A 19,117-nucleotide genomic window follows, 5' to 3' on the forward strand; every position below is an offset into this window, starting at 1 on the left:
CCCGTTATGTTAACTGCTATTTTGTCCGCCTTTTTAGGCGGCATTATCCTCAACTTTATGCCGTGCGTGTTTCCGGTGATCTCCCTGAAAGCGCTGGGTTTGCTGCGTCATCAGGGCAGTTCGTCGGCGGCACGCGCCGAGGGACTGGCCTTCCTGGCGGGCGTGGTCGTCACCATGATGGCGCTGGCGGGCATCCTGCTGGCGGCGCGGGCCACCGGTGATGCGGTGGGCTGGGGTTTTCAACTCCAGTCGCCGCTGGTCATTGCCATCCTGGCGCTAATTATTTTGGGTGCGGCGCTGAATCTTCTTGGCGTCTTTGAAGTCGGGCTTTCGTTGCAGCGCGCGGGCGAAATCGAAGTCGGTCGCAGTGCGTTAGTGCGTTCGGCGCTGACCGGTGCGCTGTCGATCGTGGTCGCCACGCCATGCTCCGCGCCGTTTATGGCCAGTGCGATTGGCTATGCGCTGGTGCAGCCGCCGGCCGTCTCGTTGGCGATATTTTTCTCGCTGGCGTTGGGGTTCGCCGCACCCTTTACGCTGGTGTCACTGTTCCCGCAGCTGGCAAAACGCCTGCCTCGCCCTGGCGCGTGGATGGATGTGCTTAAACACGGCCTCGCCTTCCCGATGTTCGGTGCTTATGCCTGGCTGGTGTGGGTGCTGGCGCAACAGGCCGGTACCGGCGCACTGGCGACGATCCTCGCCTGCTCGGTGCTGCTCGGTTTTGCCGGCTGGCTTTACGGCATCGCGCAGAAACGACGTTTTCGTGAAAAATCGCACAAGCTGCTGTATGCCGTTACCGCCGCATTGCTGGTGGCTGTGATAGCGCCGGTGACCGGCATTATCCAGCCTGGCGCCCCGCTGCCTGACGGACAAACCGCCGCAGCCGTTACCCAGGTGAAATGGTCGCCACAAACCGTTGCCGAGACGCGCGGGCACGGTAAAGCGATCATGGTGGACTTCACCGCATCCTGGTGTATTACTTGTCAGGTAAACCAGCGCACCACGCTCTCCACCACGGCGGTGAAAGAGGCGTTGCTGCGCACCGGCACGGTATATATGGTTGCCGACTCGACGAAATTTAACCCCGACATTGATGATGCGATGAACGAATTCGGCCAGGGCGGTCTGCCGCTGTACGTGGTGTATCCGGCTGATGGCAGTGCACCGAAGGTGTTGCCGCAGGTATTGACCCCGTCGATCGTGGTGAATGCCCTTAATCAGGCGAGCGGCAAAAAAGCGTGATCAAAGCAGGACGTGAAAGAAAGGCGGTGGATGGTTAAATCCGGTACGCAACGTGATGAATGGCCAGAATTGATGGCGCAAGCTCAGGCTGGAAAACAGCAGGCCTACACTCGCCTGCTGACCGAGCTGGTGCCGGTGATCCGCATCCTGGTGCATAAGCACGTTGACGATGCGGTGCTGGTTGAAGACGTGATTCAGGATGTTCTGCTGGCCATTCACCGCGTCCGCCATACCTACGATCCCGCCTGCCCGTTTTTGCCGTGGCTGATGGCCATTACCCAGGCGCGATCGGTGGATGCGCTTCGCCGACGCGGCCGCCAGCGTCACTGGGAAGTGGAGGAAGAAGACGCCGCCGCCACCTACCCGTCGACGTCTTTTGTCGAGCCTGAGCGGCCGGAAGCGCGGGAAGAGCTGAGCCTGTATCTGAATCAACTCTCATCCCGACAGCGGCAAATCGTTGAGCATGTACATCTGCGGGAGATGACCCTGGCGGAAGCCGCCACGCAGAATAATTTGACGGTTCCGGCCGTTAAGTCACTTTTGCATCGCGCGTTGACCAATCTTCGCCGTTTTGGAGCAAAGCATGACCGATCATAATGCCTTAATTGAAAAACTCAGCCGCAGCGTGGCGCCGGTAAAAAGGACGCCACCCACCGGCTGGCGCGTGGTCGCCGCGATAGTGATGGCCCTGCCCTGCGGCGCAGCGGCCAGTTTGCTGGTGCACCGCAGCCTGACCGACTGGTCTCAGCCTGGGATGGGATGGGCGATTTTTCAGCTGGTGCTGGCGTTTATCGCCGGAACCCTGGCGATCCGTAATGCCTTTGTGATCAGCATTGCCGGTCGCCGACCGTTGAGCTGGAAATGGTTTGTGCCGCTGGCGGTGTTGTGGCTCGGCAGTATTCTGTTCAATATGCGCAGCGTTTCCCCGATTCATGGTCAGGGTGAAGGCACCAATTGCTACCTGTTTATGCTGGTAGTCAGCGTGCCGATGGCGGCAATTATGATTGGCTATCTGCGTCAGACGCGGGCAATTTATCCGGTAAAAAGTCTGGCTGCGGCCGGCGCCGGTACGGCGTGCATGGCGTTAGTGATGCTGACACTGTGCCATCCAGTTCATCTGGTTATGCCGGATTTGATCCTGCATCTGCTGGCCTTCGCGACCATTGTACTGACCACAGTTGTTGTCGGTCGCAGGCTGGTTGTTCTGTAAGAAAATCCGAGACCGCAACACTTCGAAATGGTTCAACACATTCTTTTGCATTGCCAATCAAAATGATTATACTTCTCATTCGTTTTTTGGTGCGTTCAGGAATTTTCTTGCTCTGCATTGTGAGAAGTAAAAATAATAAAATCATTTTGAGGGTAAATAATGTCCTTTGCTCCTTGCTCTTCCCAGGGAACTCGCGCCAGCGGATCCAGATTCACCCCCGTTTCCACGCCGTCTTTATCACTGCTTGCCGTGCTGATTGCCTCTGCGTTGCCGGTTTCCGCCGCAGAAACGGCGCAGAAAGAACAAAACCTGGTGGTCAATGCCGCCACGGATGACAGCAGCAACACCGCAGACACCGACTACAACGTTCCCGTCACCCGCGCTGCCACAAAACTGGCCCTGACCGCCCGTGATACGCCGCAGTCGATCAGCGTGATCACCAAACAGCGTATGGAAGATCAGAAGCTGGAAACGCTGAACGATGTGCTGAAAAACACCACCGGCATCTCTGAATTTAACTCCGGCGCGAACCGCAGCAATTTCTATTCGCGCGGATTTATGATCGATAACTATCAGGTTGATGGCGTTCCGGTGCTGGTCGATCCGCGCTGGAATATCGGTGATACCCTCTCTGATACCGCGATTTACGATCGGGTCGAAGTGGTTCGCGGCGCAACCGGTCTGATGACCGGTGCCGGCAGCCCGGCGGCCTCGGTCAACATGGTGCACAAGCATGCGGACAGCAAAGAATTTGTCGGCAACGTCTCGGCCAGCTACGGCACCTGGGACAATCAACGCTATGTCGCCGATTTATCTGCGCCGCTGACTGAGTCAGGTAACGTGCGCGGCCGCATTGTGGCCGGCTACCAGGACGGTGACAGCTGGCTGGATCGCTATCACAGCCAGAAGAAATTCCTCTACGGCATAGTGGATGCGGATCTGACCGACTCCACCACCCTCTCCGTCGGTTATGACTACCAGGAAAACCATATCTCGGGCAACACCTGGGGCGGTTTGCCAACTTACTATCTGGATGGCAGCAGAACCCATTACGATCGCAGCACCAATACCGCGCCAGACTGGGCGTATAACGACAGCGACTCGAAAAAGGTCTTCGCCAGCCTGAAGCAGAGCTTCAATAACGGTTGGGAATTTAACCTGAGCGGCAGCCACACCGAAGCGACGATGGACAGTAAAGCGCTGTATATCGACGGCTACTTTGATAAAAATACCGGTATCGGCGTGGGTCCTTATGCGGGTTACGACCTGTTAGGCGGCACCGGTTATAACAGCGCCAAACGGAAAGAAAATGCGCTTGATGCCTATGTCAGCGGACCTTACGAGCTGTTGGGTCGTCAACATGAGCTGATGGCCGGCGTGAGTTATATCCGCCAGAACGATCGTTATTTCAGCGCCTTCACCAACCTGACGTCAGCCGATGTCGGCGACTTCAATAACTGGGGCAATTATCCGGAACCGGACTGGGACGATCAGGCCCTGTCGGAAGACAACACCATTCATCAGAAGTCAGCCTATATGGCAACACGCATTTCGCTGGCCGATCCGCTGCACCTGATCCTCGGCGCGCGCTATACCAAATACAGCGCAGACACGCTGACCGAGAATACCGAGAAGAACAACATCACGCCGTATGCCGGCCTGGTGTATGACATCAACGATACCTGGTCTGCTTACGCCAGCTATACCTCGATCTTTAAGCCGCAGACCTACCGCAACGCCAGTGGCGCTTACCTTGCGCCGGTGACCGGGAAAAGCTACGAGACCGGGATTAAAGGCGACTGGATGAACAGCCGCGTAACGGCGTCGCTGGCGGTCTTCCGTATCGAGCAGGATCACCTTGGCACAACAGATTACGCGATTATCCCAGGCACCAGCGATTACGCTTACTACGAGCAGGATGGCACGGTCAGTAAAGGCGTCGAGTTCGAAATCAACGGTGCGGTGACCGACAATCTGCAAATGACCTTCGGTGCTACCCGTTATGTGGCGAAAGATGGCGAGGATCAGGCACTGAATCCGACCCAACCGCGCACCTCGCTGAAACTGTTCACCAGCTATCGCCTGCCGATGCTGCAGGATCTGACGGTAGGTGGCGGCATCAACTGGCAGACTCACACCTGGGATCATGTTGACGGTCCAGACGGTGCCAGCACGATTTACGCCGAGCAAGGCAGCTATGCGCTGGTGGATCTGTTCAGCCGCTACCGCGTGACTAAGCAACTGTCGGTGCAGGCGAACCTCAACAACCTGTTCGACAAGAGCTATAACATCGACGTCGGCAGAAACACCGTTTACGGCGAGCCACGTAACGTCTCGGTTACCGCCAACTACAGCTTCTAATCTGCGTTCTGCCTGCCTCAGCAATGGGGCAGGCTCTCCCCTTTTATGCCTGGCGCGGTATACTGATGCCGACTTTACACCGCATTGCAGGGATCCAAGCCATGACGTACGACATTTTAATTTTGACCGGTACCGGGGGTGACTTAGTCAGCTTCCAGCAATATGAGGGCGGCCCAGGCTTCCCGGCAACCCTGACCTTCGACGATGAGCCTTATGACTTAACGTTGTTCAGCCAGGGGGAAAAGCGCTACCTGATCGCGCATAATCAGCCTATTGAGCATGACGTTGCCGAAGAGGTGATTGGTCAGTTCTCACCAAGACCGGTTTAATCCCGGTACCAGCAACGATAAGCCATCCAGCGGGTGGTTTTTTTTCGCCAAAATTTCAGGTCTCCGCTTCATTAACCCGTTAAGAAAACACCTACTTTTTCAATGGAATTTTTCTTCCAAAGTAATCACAAAATGAACATAAATTGCTTAAGAAATGTACTAATCATGCGTTCCAGAGTTGAGCGGGTTTGAGGGAAATTTGCAGACGTCATTATCATCAAACATAAATTCAATAAAAATCATAAAGTTGCGCATTTTATCTGAAATAGACAAATCGAACAGAAATACCAAAAACCGCCAGTAACGAAATCAATCAATCGCAGTGTGACGTAAGTAGAATTTTTATTTCAAACATAATGCTATCTTCTTTGACGATATCGCTCGGTGAGTACCTCACCGTTGGATAGCCAGAAACGGGTCCCCAGTCAGCCATTGGCACCCTTTGTTGTCATCAGATGAGAACAGAGATGAAGCCATCATGGGTTTTTAACCGTTCCGGCTTTAAACGGATAATCAAATAAAAGGTAGAAATATGTCTTTGGCGATGCACCTTAATCAACATCAGAGAAAACGATTACATCAGATTGCGCTGGTTGCTACGTTTGGCGGTTTGCTGTTTGGTTATGACACCGGCGTCATTAACGGGGCGTTCTCTTCACTGAAAGAGAATATGGCCCTGACGCCGACCACCGAAGGCCTGGTAATGAGCGTGCTGCTGATCGGTGCCGCCATCGGCAGCGTCTGTGGGGGAAAGCTCGCTGACTTCTTTGGGCGTCGAAAATATTTACTCTGGCTCTCCTTTATCTTCTTTATCGGGGCGATCTGCTCCGCCATGGCTCCTAACGTCACCACTCTTCTGCTGGCCAGATTCATCCTCGGTTATGCGGTTGGCGGCGCCTCGGTCACCGCCCCCACCTTTATTTCCGAAGTGGCCCCGACGGAAATGCGCGGCAAGCTGACCGGGCTGAATGAGGTGGCGATCGTGATTGGACAGCTGGCCGCCTTCGCCATCAATGCGGCCATTGGTTTCATGTGGGGACACCTGCCGGAAGTCTGGCGCTATATGTTAATGGTGCAGGCGATACCGTCAGTATTACTGCTGGTGGGGATGTGGCGTTCACCTGAGAGCCCGCGTTGGCTGATCAGTAAAGGCCGTCGCGAAGAAGCGCTGGTGATCCTGAAACAGATCCGTCCCGAAGCGCGTGCGGTAAAAGAGTACGAAGACATCATCACGCTGATGGAGATTGAAAAAGAAAAGAAGCTGCATACCCGTGGTGCCATGGAGATTATCTTTAAGACGCCATGGATCCTGAAACTGCTGCTGGTGGGCATTGCCTGGGCTGCGATTCAGCAAACCACCGGCGTTAACGTCATCATGTATTACGGCACGGAAATCCTTAAAACGGCCGGCTTCTCGGAAAGAACATCGTTAATCTGTAACGTGCTGAACGGGGTATTCTCAGTTGGCGGTATGCTGTTTGGCGTGCTGTATCTGGTGGATCGCTTTAAACGCAAAACGCTGATCGTGTCGGGTTTCGCCCTGATGGCAACGCTGCACCTGTTAATCGCTGCGGCGGACTATTATCTGACCGGCGATATGAAGGCCACCACTATCTGGCTGCTGGGCGCACTCTTTGTAGGCGTGATGCAAGGTACGATGGGCTTCCTGACCTGGGTGGTGCTGGCTGAACTCTTCCCGCTGAAAATCCGCGGCCTTTCGATGGGTATTTCGGTGTTCTTTATGTGGGTGATGAATGCCATCGTCAGCTACCTGTTCCCGGTGCTGGAGGCTAAACTTGGCCTTGGACCGGTGTTTCTGATTTTTGCCGTCATCAACTATCTGGCCATCGCCTTTGTGATAATCGCTTTGCCAGAAACATCCAATAAATCGTTGGAACAACTTGAAGAAGAGCTGTCTGCGGGTAATTGATACCTTCACACTTTGGAAAATGAAAGGAGACGGGCAATGATAGATACGATTACCGTAGAGAATCTTCATCTGGGATGTCAGGCAAAAAATAAGGCCGATGTTTTAGCGATGGTGGGGAAAGAGTTTAAGGCCAAGGGTTATGTCAGCCAGGACTGTATCGCTTTCCTGAATGAAAGGGAGCATCAGGTCTCTACCTTCCTTGGCAACGGAATTACCCTGCCCCACTTACCGAAATCGCAAACGGGCATCATCCTGAAAACCGGCGTGGAAATCTTTCAGTTCCCCGACGGGGTGATCTGGGACAGAAGCAACGTGATGTTTATCGCCATCGGCGTGATTGCTAAAGAGAAAGAACACATTGATGTGTTGAAAGACGTCGCGTCGATTTTCAGTGATGAAATCATTTCCAATGCGCTGTCGCTGATTTCCAATAAAAACGACTTCCTGCGCATTCTTAATCGCAAATAGCGCGTAGCCCCGCAGTGTTGTGTTGCGGGGCTAGGTTTATTCGTGACAGATAACCAACACGCTGACTTTATCGTCATGGTGCATATAGAGCACAATATAATCCGTCACCATTTCGGTGAGTTCATTGCTATTGTTAAAGGGGAAGAGTGTATGATGCGATTTCAATCTGGCATCACCCTAAATTAAACAACTTCCCATAGCGACGCCCAATCACATCAAAATAATTAACATCGGAAAATTTGTGATTCTCTCGGATCCCTGCCGTGTTATAACACTGAAGAAGGCTATTTATAAATAAACAGATTAAACTGAAAAAAATCAACTCAACACTAATCGTTACACCATCTCTGCGACAAATCGCCCATTTTCAAGCTCTATCTCCCCTTCTTCTTTCAGATCCTTCAATATACGGCATATCGTGCTTTTTGATAAATGTGAGCTGTTTGATAGCAGATATAAGACGGAGTATCTATTCTTCAAACGCATTGGGAGGTTTTTCCACATATTCAAAAGCGCGATGACCTGTTCACGGGCGTCAGCTCTGCTCACCATAAGATAGTTCATTAGATCGGTATAATGTCCTGCGATGATATTCATCACATCCGCATGCGAATTATTATAATTGATCACCCGCCAGAACTGATCGTAATCAATTGTTTTTATTATGCCGTAATCAATACGCTCAAGAAAAAGTGGTGTGGGTTCCAAGGCCGGCGTTGCGCCAATGACATAGGGAGCAGACACAATGCTGAGAATTTTATTCTCATTAATCGTACGTAAAAGGAAATCACCTTCAGTGATAAAAAATACTCTCTGGCAATTCTCTTTATTCAAAAAATAGTGCCGTTTTCCTCTGACCACTTCATCAGGCGCTGCAACGGTGCTGTAGCATGATAAAGCAGTAATGATCCGGTTGTGGTTCCTGAGCAAGCACTGAGACATACTTCACCTTCATTAATTTCGGATAAATGAAAATCGAAATACCCCTGCGGCTAACCAGAAGTTATTTCGCTAACCAAAATATCTCGAAACCTTCAAAGATAGAATATAATGCAGAAATAAATACATACTCAGGATTTTGTATCGCCAATCATGCATAATTTATAAATTAGTATCGCCTGCGAATACGGCGGGCTGCTGTTGCTTAGTATGAAATCAAAAACCTGCCGCTCCCCTTGAGTCTTTACTCACATGAAAGCGTTGTGGTCATGATGCCTTCATAAAGGCCAGGGTATGTGGTATCAGGGACACTCTCCAACTGCAGATAATAGTCGTTGGTGAGTTCACCTTGCCACTGCCCATCAGCCGCATTCCACAGATTAGATGAGGAGGTATCCATAACGGAATACTTTAGCGTTCCCCCGCCAGTGTTTTTAATTAAGCCACTGTTGCTATCATGTTCGCCTGGCCTAAATGTCACCTTGCCATTTCCAGATGCATTTGAGCTGACCAGTATGTTTTTTTTCGCTTGCCCCGTTGTAAGATTGCCGAGATCGGCCGTCGTATTTACATCCAGGGCACAAACTGAAGCAGCGGGTAAGGTCGCGCCGCCAATGCTGCTAAATCCCAACTGCGAATTCCCCCAATTATTCTCATCCGAAGCGACTATTTTAATATTTATCGACGTATCTTTTTGAGATATATTTTGTAATCTTCCTGTAAGTGATAATCCCGTAATCACCGGATTGGTTCCACCTTCCACTGCCTGCCCATCAAAGGTGGGTACATTCACCCAATAGGCGGAGTTATCCCAGCACTGCCACTGATCGGCATCCTGGCATAACGGTAGTTTTGCACTGAAAGAGCCTTGAGTGGTTGTGATCACGACATCACCGTAACCAATTATCCCTGGGTTACGTCCATTAGGTATTAGTATCAGACGCGTGAAGCCCACCTTTTTGTCAATAACTGGGTACTCCCCCTTGTTATAAAGTTTTAAGCCAGTTATTGGGATCTCAACAATACTTGATGCCTGTATAGTCATTGCTTCACAAGGTATAACTGCACTAAACGCAACGACGTACAACAGCCCTGACAGGCGTTTTGAGCACTGCCTGGCCTCACTGTGATTTCTGAAATTCATCATTTATTCTTCTTACTCTTTTGTAGTACGGAGGTATCCCATCCTCTGTATTTTCTACACTATTAATTCCTGCGAGCCACTTGTTATTGCTTCTACAGACTCCCGATGGGTTATTTATTTCTACAAATACTCAAAATTCATGTTCACCACGGTCATGAAACTCCCCGCAGCCACGGTATCTTTTGTACCTACATAAGATGCTTTGTAATTCAGGGTATTGTCCGCGGAGGGTGTCAGGTTGCTGGTTTCTGTCACACTGCCATCGGGGTTGTATTTAGTCGTTCCATTGGTCTGATAAAAATAGAGTGCGACGCCATCCGCACCGCCGTCACTTTTAGCAATAGCGTTGCCGAAAGCCTGGTTATCCTCGCTGTCAGCACTCCCCCAGGCGCTCACCTTCACGGCAGATGCGGCGGTGCCGCAATCTTTCAGCACGATACTGATATTTTTATCACCGCCGGTGACCCCTTTACCGCGAATGTCCCGGTCAGCAATATCATTAAGCGTGACTGTCTGTGTTGCAGAGCCACTGCTCATAGTGCAAGTGTTCGCAACCACTTTCCCGGTAATAGTGATAATCGCCGTATCTGTTGCCGCATAAGCATTTCCCATTCCAACCGCAATCAGAAGTAATGCCGAGTGAGAAAGTTGAGTAAGGACACCCTTTCCGCGAGTTTTCATGTTTTATCCTCTTATCTGGATTATTGATTGCGCTTTTTGCGCGATGGCTTGGCTACTGTCCTGATTTATCATTTGCAGTTACTGTTAATTCTGATCACCGGATCGCGCTGTTCCTTTGTTGCTGACGGCAGACGATAATCGCCAACGCACTGTTTATCGACTCCCCACTGTGCGATGACTGTTCCCTTATCCGGCATGCCTGACAGATAAACCTGCCCACCATCCCCAACTATCCCGCCACGCTCGCCAGCCTTGACGATAGTGCCGAACGGAAGCGGTTTGCCTGCGCTGGTCAGGGTCATCAGAACCCGGCTACCTGAATGGCCTTTAAATCCGGCCTTCACCACGGCACCACGGGTAGGCACCACGCGGGTTACCGTAGAATCCATATCGGTTTGATCATCCAGTGAGCCGGTATCGATGGCGATACGATTCTCACGATAAGCGGAGGCGTAAGGCCGCAGGGCATAACCCCGCCAGTCGGTTTTGACGCCGGTTTCATTTTCCACTTTGGCATTGGCTACCCCTGGCATGGCAACCAGCACGCTGGTTTCACCAAGTGATTGCCCCAGCGTCACGCCTTCATTGTGTAAAAGCACCCCTCCGCTGACGCCATAGCTGGTCTGCTTATAACTGTCACTGTAGCTATAGCCAAGATTGGTGCTGCCATACCCGCCACGATAGGAGGTGCTCAGGCTGCCGCTATTGCCTTCATTGCGCGTCATCCCCTGGCTGAGACTCCAGTTCAGGTTGTTATCTTTCAGTGCCGTGCCGCTCAGGCCGGCCTGATGGGAGATATCTCCCTGCTGGTTTCTGCCGGCGCTGTAGGTGGCATAAGCTGAGTGCGGGGCACTTTTGCCACCAAACAAGGTGCTAATCGGCAATGACATCGAGAAAAATAGTGAATTATCCGCATCGGCCTGACCTGTCTGTCGGCTGTAGCTATAGGTCACACCGTAGTTCACCTGCCCCATCGCCCCGTTAAACCCCATCTGTAGAGAGTCGTAATGGCCGTCAGTGTTCCAGTATGTCTGCCTTACGCCAGACAGGAATAAAGAGCCATGATCGCCCGCTCGCTGGGATACGCTGGCCTGGATTTTTGCCCGTTTGTTGTTATAGAGATTGTAATAATCGGTGTAAGGCTGCTTCACCAAGCTGCCGTCGGCCGCGACGGTGTCAGCCTCATATCGCCAGCCTTTCATGCCCTTTAGCGCCGTTTCATCCAGCGTATGGAAACCTTCGGTCGAATAGCGATAGCCGGTTAGCTGGAAACTGGTTCCCAAAGTATTAAGGGAGCGCGCATAGAGAAAGCGTAACGAACGTCCCTGATATTGATTACCATCGGCCAGCGTGCTGTTGGCCTGGGTAATATCCGCCGAGATCGCCCCCAGATAACCGAGGTTGAATCCCAGACCTAATAAGCCCGACAGATAATTTTCGGCGTACTGCATACCGCCGTAGCCAGTCATGTTATGCGGTAAGCCGCTGATAAGCGTGGCCTGCACAAACACTGGGCTGTTATAACTGTCGCTTGATGAACGGTACTGACCCGCCGTCAGGCTGTATTTCATCCGCCCTTCGCGCTGCAAAACGGGTACCGACGAATACGGCACGGTAAATACCCGAACGCTGCCATCGGCCTCAGTCACGGTGACTTCAAGATCGCCGCTGGAATAGACCGGGAAAAGGTCGTCAATGGCAAACGCACCAGGCGCAACAAACGTCTGATACACCGTATAGCCGTTCTGCCGGATATTAACGCGGGCGTTAGTATTGGCCATCCCTCTGATAACCGGCGCGAATCCCCGCATACTATCCGGATACATGCTGTCATCCGTGGCAATTTGCACACCTCTGAAGGCGAGAGAATCAAAGATATCGCCATCCGACGTGCCGTCCCCCAGCATCAGGTTGCTGCGCAAGGGAATGATGGCACGTTGGGCATAGGTATAGACGTGCTGCCACTTGCGGTAGTTATAGCGGTCACTGCTGTACTCATTCCACGTGCGGTAGTCGCGCAAACGCCATGGCCCCACGTTGATGCCGCCCTTAAGATTCAGATAGGTGTTGCGGCTGTCACCATAGCGCCCGCGGTTGTTACTGCCGCTGAAGCTGTAATTCATCATTGCCGCATTAATACCTTCGTCCCAGCGTTCCGGCGAAATATATCCTTGGGCGCGGGTACGCAACGCGGCTTGCGGTACGCTGATCTCCAGTCGCTGGCGCTGAAAATCGAAAGAGGTAAAGGCGCCGGGTATAAATTCTCCCGGAGAAATACAGGTGTCGCCAACGTCGGCCGGAATTTGCCGAACGTCTACGCCAAGCTCTTCCAGTTCACTGCGATTCAGACAAGCCATTAGCCCGGTGCTATCACGCACTTCTCTTTTGTTCCTGGCGTCTGGCGCATCAATAAACATCAGGCTGCGCTCGTTAACGCGGGTACCGTTAAGGTAAATATCCACTTCATAGGCGCCCGGAAGCTGATTACCTGCATTTTGCAAACGCGTCAGATCGGCCACCATCGCCGGATCGGAAGAGATCAGTTCAGGGGCAAAATAGAGCTCAGCATGCCCTGATGATGGAAACAAAGCGGCTCCCATCAGTAATGTCATGATGGACATCGGAAGACGAACTGGAGAATTCAGGGTGCTGACTGTTTTTTTATTATGTGATATTTGCATCTGAATACCTGTATTTCTGCCTGTAAACGCCTGTCGGAAAAAGAGCGCTATTTTATTTCTGCACGCATTTCTGGTGTGGCGGCACCGAAATCATTGATGGTTCTGAACGTAATACTTTTCCCAGCACTGGCCACGAGTGGCAGAGAGAGAGTGCCTTTAGGACTGACCATCGAATCGGGCAGTGTCTGATTGCCGACTTTCATTTTGGCCAGCGTGATGTGATACGGCGTGGGATTATCAATGCGCAGCTGTCCATTTATGCGTGAAAAGGTCAATGATTCAGGCGCCTTGGCCACATCTGGCTTCAGGCCTGCCGGACGAACAAAAAGCTTGATGCGCGTGATGGCGGCGAGCATCAGGATGTTTTTATTCTCAATCTCTTTTTTATCCATAGAGGGGATAGATTTGGTATTGAAGTAATAAAGACTTTCTTGATCCTGACGGATTGGTTTGCCGACATACATCAGACGCAAGGTGTTCTCATTACCCGGACCGCTGACGTAAATTGGCGGGGTAACGACAAAATCCTGGCTCTTCTGCCCGTCCGGTTGTTCAACCCATGACTGCACCATAAAGCTGGCCCGATCGGCGGTATTACGTACCGACATAGTGACTTGTTTCTGACCCGCCGGATAAATGACCCTCGTGCCGCCCAGCGTAATTCCGCCCGCACTGGCAAGAGAAGGAATCAAGCAAGAGGTAGACATAACAACAGCACACAAAATATTTCTTAAATGATAATTAAACATGGGATGCCCTGTAAAAAAGTCATTGAAAAAATGCCCGCGCAGTAGTTAAAAAACTACGCAGGCGGCATAAAATTAATTACTCGTAGCTAACCTGGAAATTAACCGTGGAGTTAGCGGAGCCTGCAACAACACCATCAGCGGTAGCAACGTAAACCGCACTGAATGGAATTTCGTTGGTGCCAGCCAGAATGCGCTGGACATCTGTGGCAGTACTGCCGTTCACATTCACCGCTTTGTTATTCTGTAATATCTGGATACCGACGTTTTGTGCCGCGGTCGTGGTATCGCCCGCGCCGTTGGAAGCAGGCTGGATAGCCAGTGTGGTAGCTTCCCCAGTGGTCGCACCGTTAAAGATGATGGACGCGCTGGTATAACTGGCTGTCGTTTTCGGATCGCTCTTTTCGATACCGCTCAGGTCACAGCCGGTAAGTTTAATGGTGAAAGGAACAGCGGAGCTCGAGTCTCCTTTTGACGCAAGACGGTTGGTAGGAACCTGTCCAAGTTTCACCGTCTGACCGTCTGTGACGTTGTCCACTGCACAAGGTGCAGCAACCACAGAACCGGTAAAGTTGATCTTGCCGCCATCAACGGTTACCGGATCTACTGCGGCCAACGTTGAGAAGGAAAAAATTGCGAGTGCAGGAATAAATGATGCAATAATATGTTTTTTCATACTTACAAGTCCTTAATGATTTAATAAAGGAATCAAAATACTTAACCAAGATAAGTGATGTTTTTAGAACTCAACATTTAAATTAACGACAAAGGAAAAATAAACAATTAGTTCATCTTTTACTTCGTCCCCTATTTGGAGAGTGATTATTTCCAGAGGATGAATTTGAGAACTTATTTGACGAGAGTAATTCTGTCTAAAACTGCATTCATCGTCAACCTGGCGATTAAAGGGTATTATTAATCAAAAAAGCACAAGGAATGGCCCTTAAGCCCGATGTAAAGAAATGTGTAAAGCAATGTTTCCTCAGGGAATACATACCCACCATAAAATCCGTTAAATGACGATAGCTAAGGCGTTCGATAAATAAAAAGCGCGTTTTTATCTTAAGCGGATGAAAATATCGATTCTCAGATGGGGATGAGATGGATGCTTTTGTTAATAGCCTGTAAGCGAGATGCTATGCGCAGCACTTTAGGCAATATTTATTTTTGGTTACTTTTGCATTGAGTTGATTAAATTTGAATGTTTTTAATGATAACCTGCAGCAAGCGATGCATCGCCAGGATGCGCATTCTCCGTGCCGCTAACAACATCTCCCACACCTGGTCGACTGCCATTGTCCATATAGTCAGCGTGCTGCTTGCCCAGCAATTATTTCACGCAACCGTAATATCCTTCCTGTGTATCAGCGGCAAAAAGTGAACCCGATACCATTACCATTACCATTACCATTACCATTACCATTACCATTGGCAATGTGAATAAAATTTCTTCCGTGTCTAAGTATCTCTGGTTGTGAATATAACAAAGGATGCGTCTTATTGGTTTGGCTTACTACTTTAACCAGGTAAACATTAAGTAACGCGATTTACGCAAACTAATGGCATCAGCAGCTGGGGCACCAGGTATTTTTACCTGCGCCATCGGAGACAGGGGAATAAACCATGAAAAGCCTTGGTTATTAAGCTGATAACGGACCAGTAAGGGACGGCTTAACATTGAATAAAACGTTAGCACTGCAAGATATGCCCGCGCGTACTGAAATAATAAGGTTTAATATGGACATGTACGGTGAGGTGGACTGGTTGGCATTAGATCTTAAAGCAGGGATATTCTGAAAGTAAACCGACAGGGAGATGCTAAAAGAAGAAACAGAAGAGAGTATGGTACGCGCTTCATGATGCCAAAGTATGCAAAGGCTTGGTAAAGGGTACAAACCCAATCTGGTCCCATCAGATTGTCGGCCGGCGCCCCTCGTAAACGCGTCGGGTGTGAAAGGTTACTTTGCCGATCACATTTAGCTCATCCAGCATTATTCCCTCTATGCCATTTAGATCCAGTCAATAATCAATTCCTAAACCATACCTACACCAGAAAACTCCGAACTTGGATGACATAGGAACATGCCTGGAGTCATTCCTGTTCATGCATAGTAGGCTAAAAATTCTACACATGCGGATTACTGCTTGTGTAGTGCAAGAGTAAAACTGTTCCAATTCCCGGCTCCACGGCCGGGTTTTTTATGGCTCAAATTTGAGCAAGGGCATGTTGAAATGATACTTATCGTCACGATAAAAACTGCTAGCTTTCTAAAGATTTTTAGCTGATATCTTTCGCATCCGTGATTATTTGTACGCGAATTTCTTTGTGATTCTGAACTTCAGGAGCCGACCATAGTGTCGGTTTTTTTTCGCCTGTGATTTACAGTTTAGCATGGCACTACTATGGTTATATCAACGATATTCATCGTTGAACTTATTAGATCCACCCCTGTGCTAAAATAAGTTGAGCCCGCCGCCATGCGGGCTTTTTTTTGTAATTTTTTAGCCGTTATATTATTGGCCGATTGTCTTCGTGGAAGGTCAGGCCATTCTATGAGCTGGCACGTCGTTCCGCATATCAGGATGAAGAGGACTTCTATTCATATGAATAGAAGCCATTGATTAAGTTGTAATTTGCCGCGCCTACTCCCTTCTCAGTTGCCACAATCACCGTCTGAAACTGGGATCTGGTTTCTGGCATTGCATCTCCTACAGAAATCCACTTCATTGCATTCCCCCGTGTTGTAGGAGGAGAAATCCTAATATGACCATGCTGCAAAAAAACGCATAAAGGCTGATCTTTTATCAGGATTCCTATTGTTAAACTTAAGAGTATATTAACTGTGGGGTTTTCCCAACTGGCAAAATTACTAACAGGAACACAATGAAAAAAGTTACAGCAATCCTTCTGGTATCAATCCTCGGCATCATGTCTGCGTCAGCTTTAGCATGCCCAAAAGGACAGCATCCACATGGTGGAACTGGCTCACATCATAAAGGTGGCTATTGTTCTTTTGATTAAAGACTGGTTGGGCAAGGATGCCCATAGATTAAAAAAGGCCCACCAGAGAGGGCTCGTAACAACAATCTAAGGAGAGATAATATGGGGGAAACACACAACAACCTGTTCATCATCATGTGAATAATCTCCTTCTTCCCATGCCAGAGAATGGTTAGGAAAGCAGACTTAGGATGGCCAATGGCTCTGGTTCTTTCAATTCCAGTGATCCACTACATCTCGCTCTACTTCTTTGCTTTCAGGAAGTGGCCTAGCTTACCTAAAGCTTGCTCCCAGAAAGCAAAAACCCGCCTGGTGGCGGGTTTAATATAAGGTATCTTTACTCATCACATTAACTATGTGATGGCAAGAGTCGGAACTGAATGCCCTTCCCTTAACTGCCCTATTATCTTGCCTGCCGCCCTTTCGCCTTAAAGCTCGAAACAGAGCATATCCCCTGACATTGGATTAGAGCCGGAGAGAGAATGGCCTCTTCTCTACCTCCTAAAATAATCGCCCGAAAAATAAACCGCTCATGTGAATCAATTCGTCAGATGGCTAAACGGATGGGCATCCGCTTCTTAACTGCTCGCGGTGTGGGTCTGCTAGCAAAATCCTAGCCAAGTTTATGACACAAGCACTGTATTTATATACAGTATTTTGCTTTGAAAATGATTAGTTTTCGGTTACTATTTTTCCTGAGTCAATACGATAAACTACTAAACTGAAAAGGAATTAATCATGTCTGATACAGCTGAACAACTTGCTAGTCAAGCAATTGAAAAAGTCAACGAATTGAAAGAGCTCGCTATTAATGCGGACGTAGCGCTGAGCGATGCGCAGTCACAGATTGAAGGCTATTTCAATCAGGTCGGGGAATTAGAAAGCAAAGTTGACGATCTCGAAAACCGCTGTGAAGTGTATCGAAACGAGATTTTGACCGATAGCGAGATGATTGGTTTAGCCATTGAAATCATGGATAAGATTAAATCAAAGAATGATTCTGGTGTTTTCACTATGCCTATTGATGAGCAAAATCAGCTCAATGAGACATTGATGTACCTTAAGCAACGCAAAGAAAGCATTGAACAGTATCGTACTGCCACCGATCCCAAACCACGCACCTATGAACAATATCGTAATCCGTAATACATATTTTTGATTAATGTGACCGCCTTCGGGCGGTTTTTTGTTTTCTAAATTCAGGAGCCACCTCATGCATGCAGACATAACAGACCAGCCCGCTGAGCTTGAAGAACTGGAAAGGACTATCGCTTTGGCTAACAGGCAGTAGGCGGAACCGCCGTCACCCATTTGCCGCAATGGCAATTGTGGGGAGCCATCTCAGCCGGGCGCGAGCTACTGCTGCCCGGAGTGCAGGAAAGATGATGAGCTTAATCAGTGGGCAGGCAAACAACGGAGGGTGACATGACTGAAGCAGAGAAAACCTTTGAGCACTACATGGATGAGATTATCCAGTGGGCAGGCCAGACCGGAAAGCGCCGCTTAATCTGGACCATACCGCGCTGCACTCTGGCCCGTGAGGTGTGGATGGAATTGCACGACCAAAGAAAAGCTGAGCTATCGCGGATAGAGAAACTCGGTGATTTTCCCAGCGTGACTTTTGACGAAGCCTGCATGCGCTGGCTTGAAGAGAAAGCACACAAAAAGTCACTGGATGCCGATAAAGGCCGGATGGGATTCTGGCTGATTCACTTTGAGGGTGTTCTGTTGAAGGACATTACCGAAGCGAAGATTTACACCGCTGTAAGCAGGATGAATAACAGGAAGTCTGAGGAGCGCTGGAAACAGCGGGCTGCAGGGATGCAGAAGAAGGGAATCGATATGGGGGTTTATAAACCGGAGCCGGTTTCAACTTCAACGAAGGCGAAGCACCTGGCTTTAATGAAAGCATTGATGCGGGCGGCGGAGCGTGACTGGAAGTGGATCGAAAAAGGGCCGGTAATTAAGGTTCCTCAGGAAAGGAAAATGCGGGTTGATTCAAATACTGCATGGAGAGCCGCACTTGTTCGGGCGGGTATAGAGGACTTCCGTTTTCACGACTTGCGACATACGTGGGAGAGCTGGCTTATTCAGGCAGGAGTGCCACTGTCAGCATTGCAGGAAATGGGAGGTTGGGAAAGTATCGAGATGGTACAGCGTTATGCTCATCTGGCACCGAACCATTTGACCGAGCATGCACGTCATATTGATGCGATTTATAGTGCCTCTGTCCCAAATCTGTCCCACAAGGAAAATTTGAAGTCAGGGTGAGTCTTGCAACTCATTGAAATATAATGGTACGCCCTACAGGATTCGAACCTGTGACCTACGGCTTAGAAGGCCGGTGCTCTATCCAACTGAGCTAAGGGCGCATTGGGAACTGCGTCG

General features: G+C 49.8%; 14 protein-coding genes, 1 tRNA gene and 1 pseudogene. 9 read left to right on the forward strand and 7 right to left on the reverse strand.

Annotation, left to right across the window (positions count from 1 at the left end; translation table 11 throughout):
• The first annotated feature begins 6 nt into the window (after window positions 1–6).
• The 7 genes from ACXKZG_RS16750 to ACXKZG_RS16780 all read left to right on the forward strand — a co-directional run bounded on the left by ACXKZG_RS16750 (window position 7) and on the right by ACXKZG_RS16780 (window position 7,537).
• Window positions 7–1,239 carry a protein-disulfide reductase DsbD family protein gene (locus tag ACXKZG_RS16750; RefSeq protein WP_013201171.1) on the forward strand — a complete coding sequence of 411 codons (1,233 nt, stop codon included), beginning with the start codon at window positions 7–9 and terminating at the stop codon, window positions 1,237–1,239.
• A 30-nt stretch (window positions 1,240–1,269) separates the two neighbouring features.
• Entirely contained in the window at window positions 1,270–1,836 is a 567-nt protein-coding gene (locus ACXKZG_RS16755; RefSeq protein ID WP_488875175.1) for a sigma-70 family RNA polymerase sigma factor, read from the forward strand.
• Complete coding sequence (locus ACXKZG_RS16760) at window positions 1,823–2,449, forward strand: DUF1109 domain-containing protein (RefSeq protein WP_488875176.1); 627 nt, start codon at window positions 1,823–1,825, stop codon at window positions 2,447–2,449. The genes ACXKZG_RS16755 and ACXKZG_RS16760 overlap by 14 nt, the downstream gene beginning before the upstream one ends.
• A gap of 159 nt (window positions 2,450–2,608) precedes the next feature.
• The gene (gene fhuE / locus ACXKZG_RS16765; protein ID WP_455916323.1) at window positions 2,609–4,810 is read left to right on the forward strand and encodes a ferric-rhodotorulic acid/ferric-coprogen receptor FhuE; all 2,202 of its coding nucleotides are present in this window, start codon (window positions 2,609–2,611) and stop codon (window positions 4,808–4,810) included.
• 101 nt (window positions 4,811–4,911) lie between these two features.
• Window positions 4,912–5,139: a hypothetical protein gene (locus ACXKZG_RS16770; RefSeq protein WP_013201167.1), complete on the forward strand. Its 228-nt coding sequence runs from the start codon at window positions 4,912–4,914 to the stop codon at window positions 5,137–5,139.
• Between the two features lie 532 nt (window positions 5,140–5,671).
• Complete coding sequence (locus ACXKZG_RS16775; protein WP_013201166.1) at window positions 5,672–7,069, forward strand: sugar porter family MFS transporter; 1,398 nt, start codon at window positions 5,672–5,674, stop codon at window positions 7,067–7,069.
• Between the two features lie 36 nt (window positions 7,070–7,105).
• A complete protein-coding gene (locus tag ACXKZG_RS16780; protein ID WP_013201165.1) occupies window positions 7,106–7,537 on the forward strand; it encodes a PTS mannitol transporter subunit IIA in 432 nt (143 codons plus the stop codon).
• 336 nt (window positions 7,538–7,873) lie between these two features.
• On the opposite strand, the gene ACXKZG_RS16785 is transcribed toward ACXKZG_RS16780, so the two are convergent.
• From ACXKZG_RS16785 to ACXKZG_RS16810, 6 genes are all read right to left on the reverse strand, one after another.
• Complete coding sequence (locus tag ACXKZG_RS16785; RefSeq protein ID WP_013201164.1) at window positions 7,874–8,479, reverse strand: cyclic nucleotide-binding domain-containing protein; 606 nt, start codon at window positions 8,477–8,479, stop codon at window positions 7,874–7,876.
• Between the two features lie 241 nt (window positions 8,480–8,720).
• Window positions 8,721–9,623: a hypothetical protein gene (locus ACXKZG_RS16790; protein WP_346595105.1), complete on the reverse strand. Its 903-nt coding sequence runs from the start codon at window positions 9,621–9,623 to the stop codon at window positions 8,721–8,723.
• Window positions 9,624–9,740: 117 nt separating this feature from the next.
• On the reverse strand, window positions 9,741–10,301 hold the full coding sequence (locus ACXKZG_RS16795; RefSeq protein WP_013201162.1) for a fimbrial protein: 561 nt from the start codon (window positions 10,299–10,301) through the stop codon (window positions 9,741–9,743).
• Between the two features lie 68 nt (window positions 10,302–10,369).
• Window positions 10,370–12,913, reverse strand: coding sequence for a fimbria/pilus outer membrane usher protein (locus tag ACXKZG_RS16800; RefSeq protein WP_231853681.1), 2,544 nt, complete (start codon window positions 12,911–12,913; stop codon window positions 10,370–10,372).
• Window positions 12,914–13,029: 116 nt separating this feature from the next.
• A complete protein-coding gene (locus ACXKZG_RS16805) occupies window positions 13,030–13,731 on the reverse strand; it encodes a fimbria/pilus periplasmic chaperone (RefSeq protein ID WP_134823631.1) in 702 nt (233 codons plus the stop codon).
• A 76-nt stretch (window positions 13,732–13,807) separates the two neighbouring features.
• Window positions 13,808–14,404 (reverse strand): fimbrial protein, encoded by a 597-nt coding sequence (locus ACXKZG_RS16810; protein ID WP_488875177.1) that lies wholly within the window; start codon window positions 14,402–14,404, stop codon window positions 13,808–13,810.
• 3,063 nt (window positions 14,405–17,467) lie between these two features.
• Here ACXKZG_RS16810 and ACXKZG_RS16815 point away from each other — a divergent pair.
• Window positions 17,468–17,875: a hypothetical protein gene (locus tag ACXKZG_RS16815; RefSeq protein WP_013201158.1), complete on the forward strand. Its 408-nt coding sequence runs from the start codon at window positions 17,468–17,470 to the stop codon at window positions 17,873–17,875.
• A gap of 405 nt (window positions 17,876–18,280) precedes the next feature.
• A pseudogene (locus ACXKZG_RS16820) lies at window positions 18,281–19,000 on the forward strand (site-specific integrase); the annotation flags it as partial.
• 24 nt (window positions 19,001–19,024) lie between these two features.
• Here ACXKZG_RS16820 and ACXKZG_RS16825 read toward each other — a convergent pair.
• Window positions 19,025–19,101: transfer RNA gene (locus ACXKZG_RS16825), tRNA-Arg, on the reverse strand.
• Between the last annotated feature and the right edge of the window lie 16 nt (window positions 19,102–19,117).

Source organism: Erwinia sp. 2186 (genome assembly GCF_057812255.1).

Excerpts from the sequence above, each read along its gene's own strand:
- ACXKZG_RS16750 (WP_013201171.1), top strand. The coding sequence starts at position 7 with ATGTTAACTGCTATTTTGTCCGCCTTTTTAGGCGGCATTATCCTCAAC.
- ACXKZG_RS16755 (WP_488875175.1), top strand. The coding sequence starts at position 1,270 with ATGGTTAAATCCGGTACGCAACGTGATGAATGGCCAGAATTGATGGCG.
- ACXKZG_RS16760 (WP_488875176.1), top strand. The coding sequence starts at position 1,823 with ATGACCGATCATAATGCCTTAATTGAAAAACTCAGCCGCAGCGTGGCG.
- fhuE (WP_455916323.1), top strand. The coding sequence starts at position 2,609 with ATGTCCTTTGCTCCTTGCTCTTCCCAGGGAACTCGCGCCAGCGGATCC.
- ACXKZG_RS16770 (WP_013201167.1), top strand. The coding sequence starts at position 4,912 with ATGACGTACGACATTTTAATTTTGACCGGTACCGGGGGTGACTTAGTC.
- ACXKZG_RS16775 (WP_013201166.1), top strand. The coding sequence starts at position 5,672 with ATGTCTTTGGCGATGCACCTTAATCAACATCAGAGAAAACGATTACAT.
- ACXKZG_RS16780 (WP_013201165.1), top strand. The coding sequence starts at position 7,106 with ATGATAGATACGATTACCGTAGAGAATCTTCATCTGGGATGTCAGGCA.
- ACXKZG_RS16785 (WP_013201164.1), bottom strand. The coding sequence starts at position 8,479 with ATGTCTCAGTGCTTGCTCAGGAACCACAACCGGATCATTACTGCTTTA.
- ACXKZG_RS16790 (WP_346595105.1), bottom strand. The coding sequence starts at position 9,623 with ATGATGAATTTCAGAAATCACAGTGAGGCCAGGCAGTGCTCAAAACGC.
- ACXKZG_RS16795 (WP_013201162.1), bottom strand. The coding sequence starts at position 10,301 with ATGAAAACTCGCGGAAAGGGTGTCCTTACTCAACTTTCTCACTCGGCA.
- ACXKZG_RS16800 (WP_231853681.1), bottom strand. The coding sequence starts at position 12,913 with ATGACATTACTGATGGGAGCCGCTTTGTTTCCATCATCAGGGCATGCT.
- ACXKZG_RS16805 (WP_134823631.1), bottom strand. The coding sequence starts at position 13,731 with ATGTTTAATTATCATTTAAGAAATATTTTGTGTGCTGTTGTTATGTCT.
- ACXKZG_RS16810 (WP_488875177.1), bottom strand. The coding sequence starts at position 14,404 with ATGAAAAAACATATTATTGCATCATTTATTCCTGCACTCGCAATTTTT.
- ACXKZG_RS16815 (WP_013201158.1), top strand. The coding sequence starts at position 17,468 with ATGTCTGATACAGCTGAACAACTTGCTAGTCAAGCAATTGAAAAAGTC.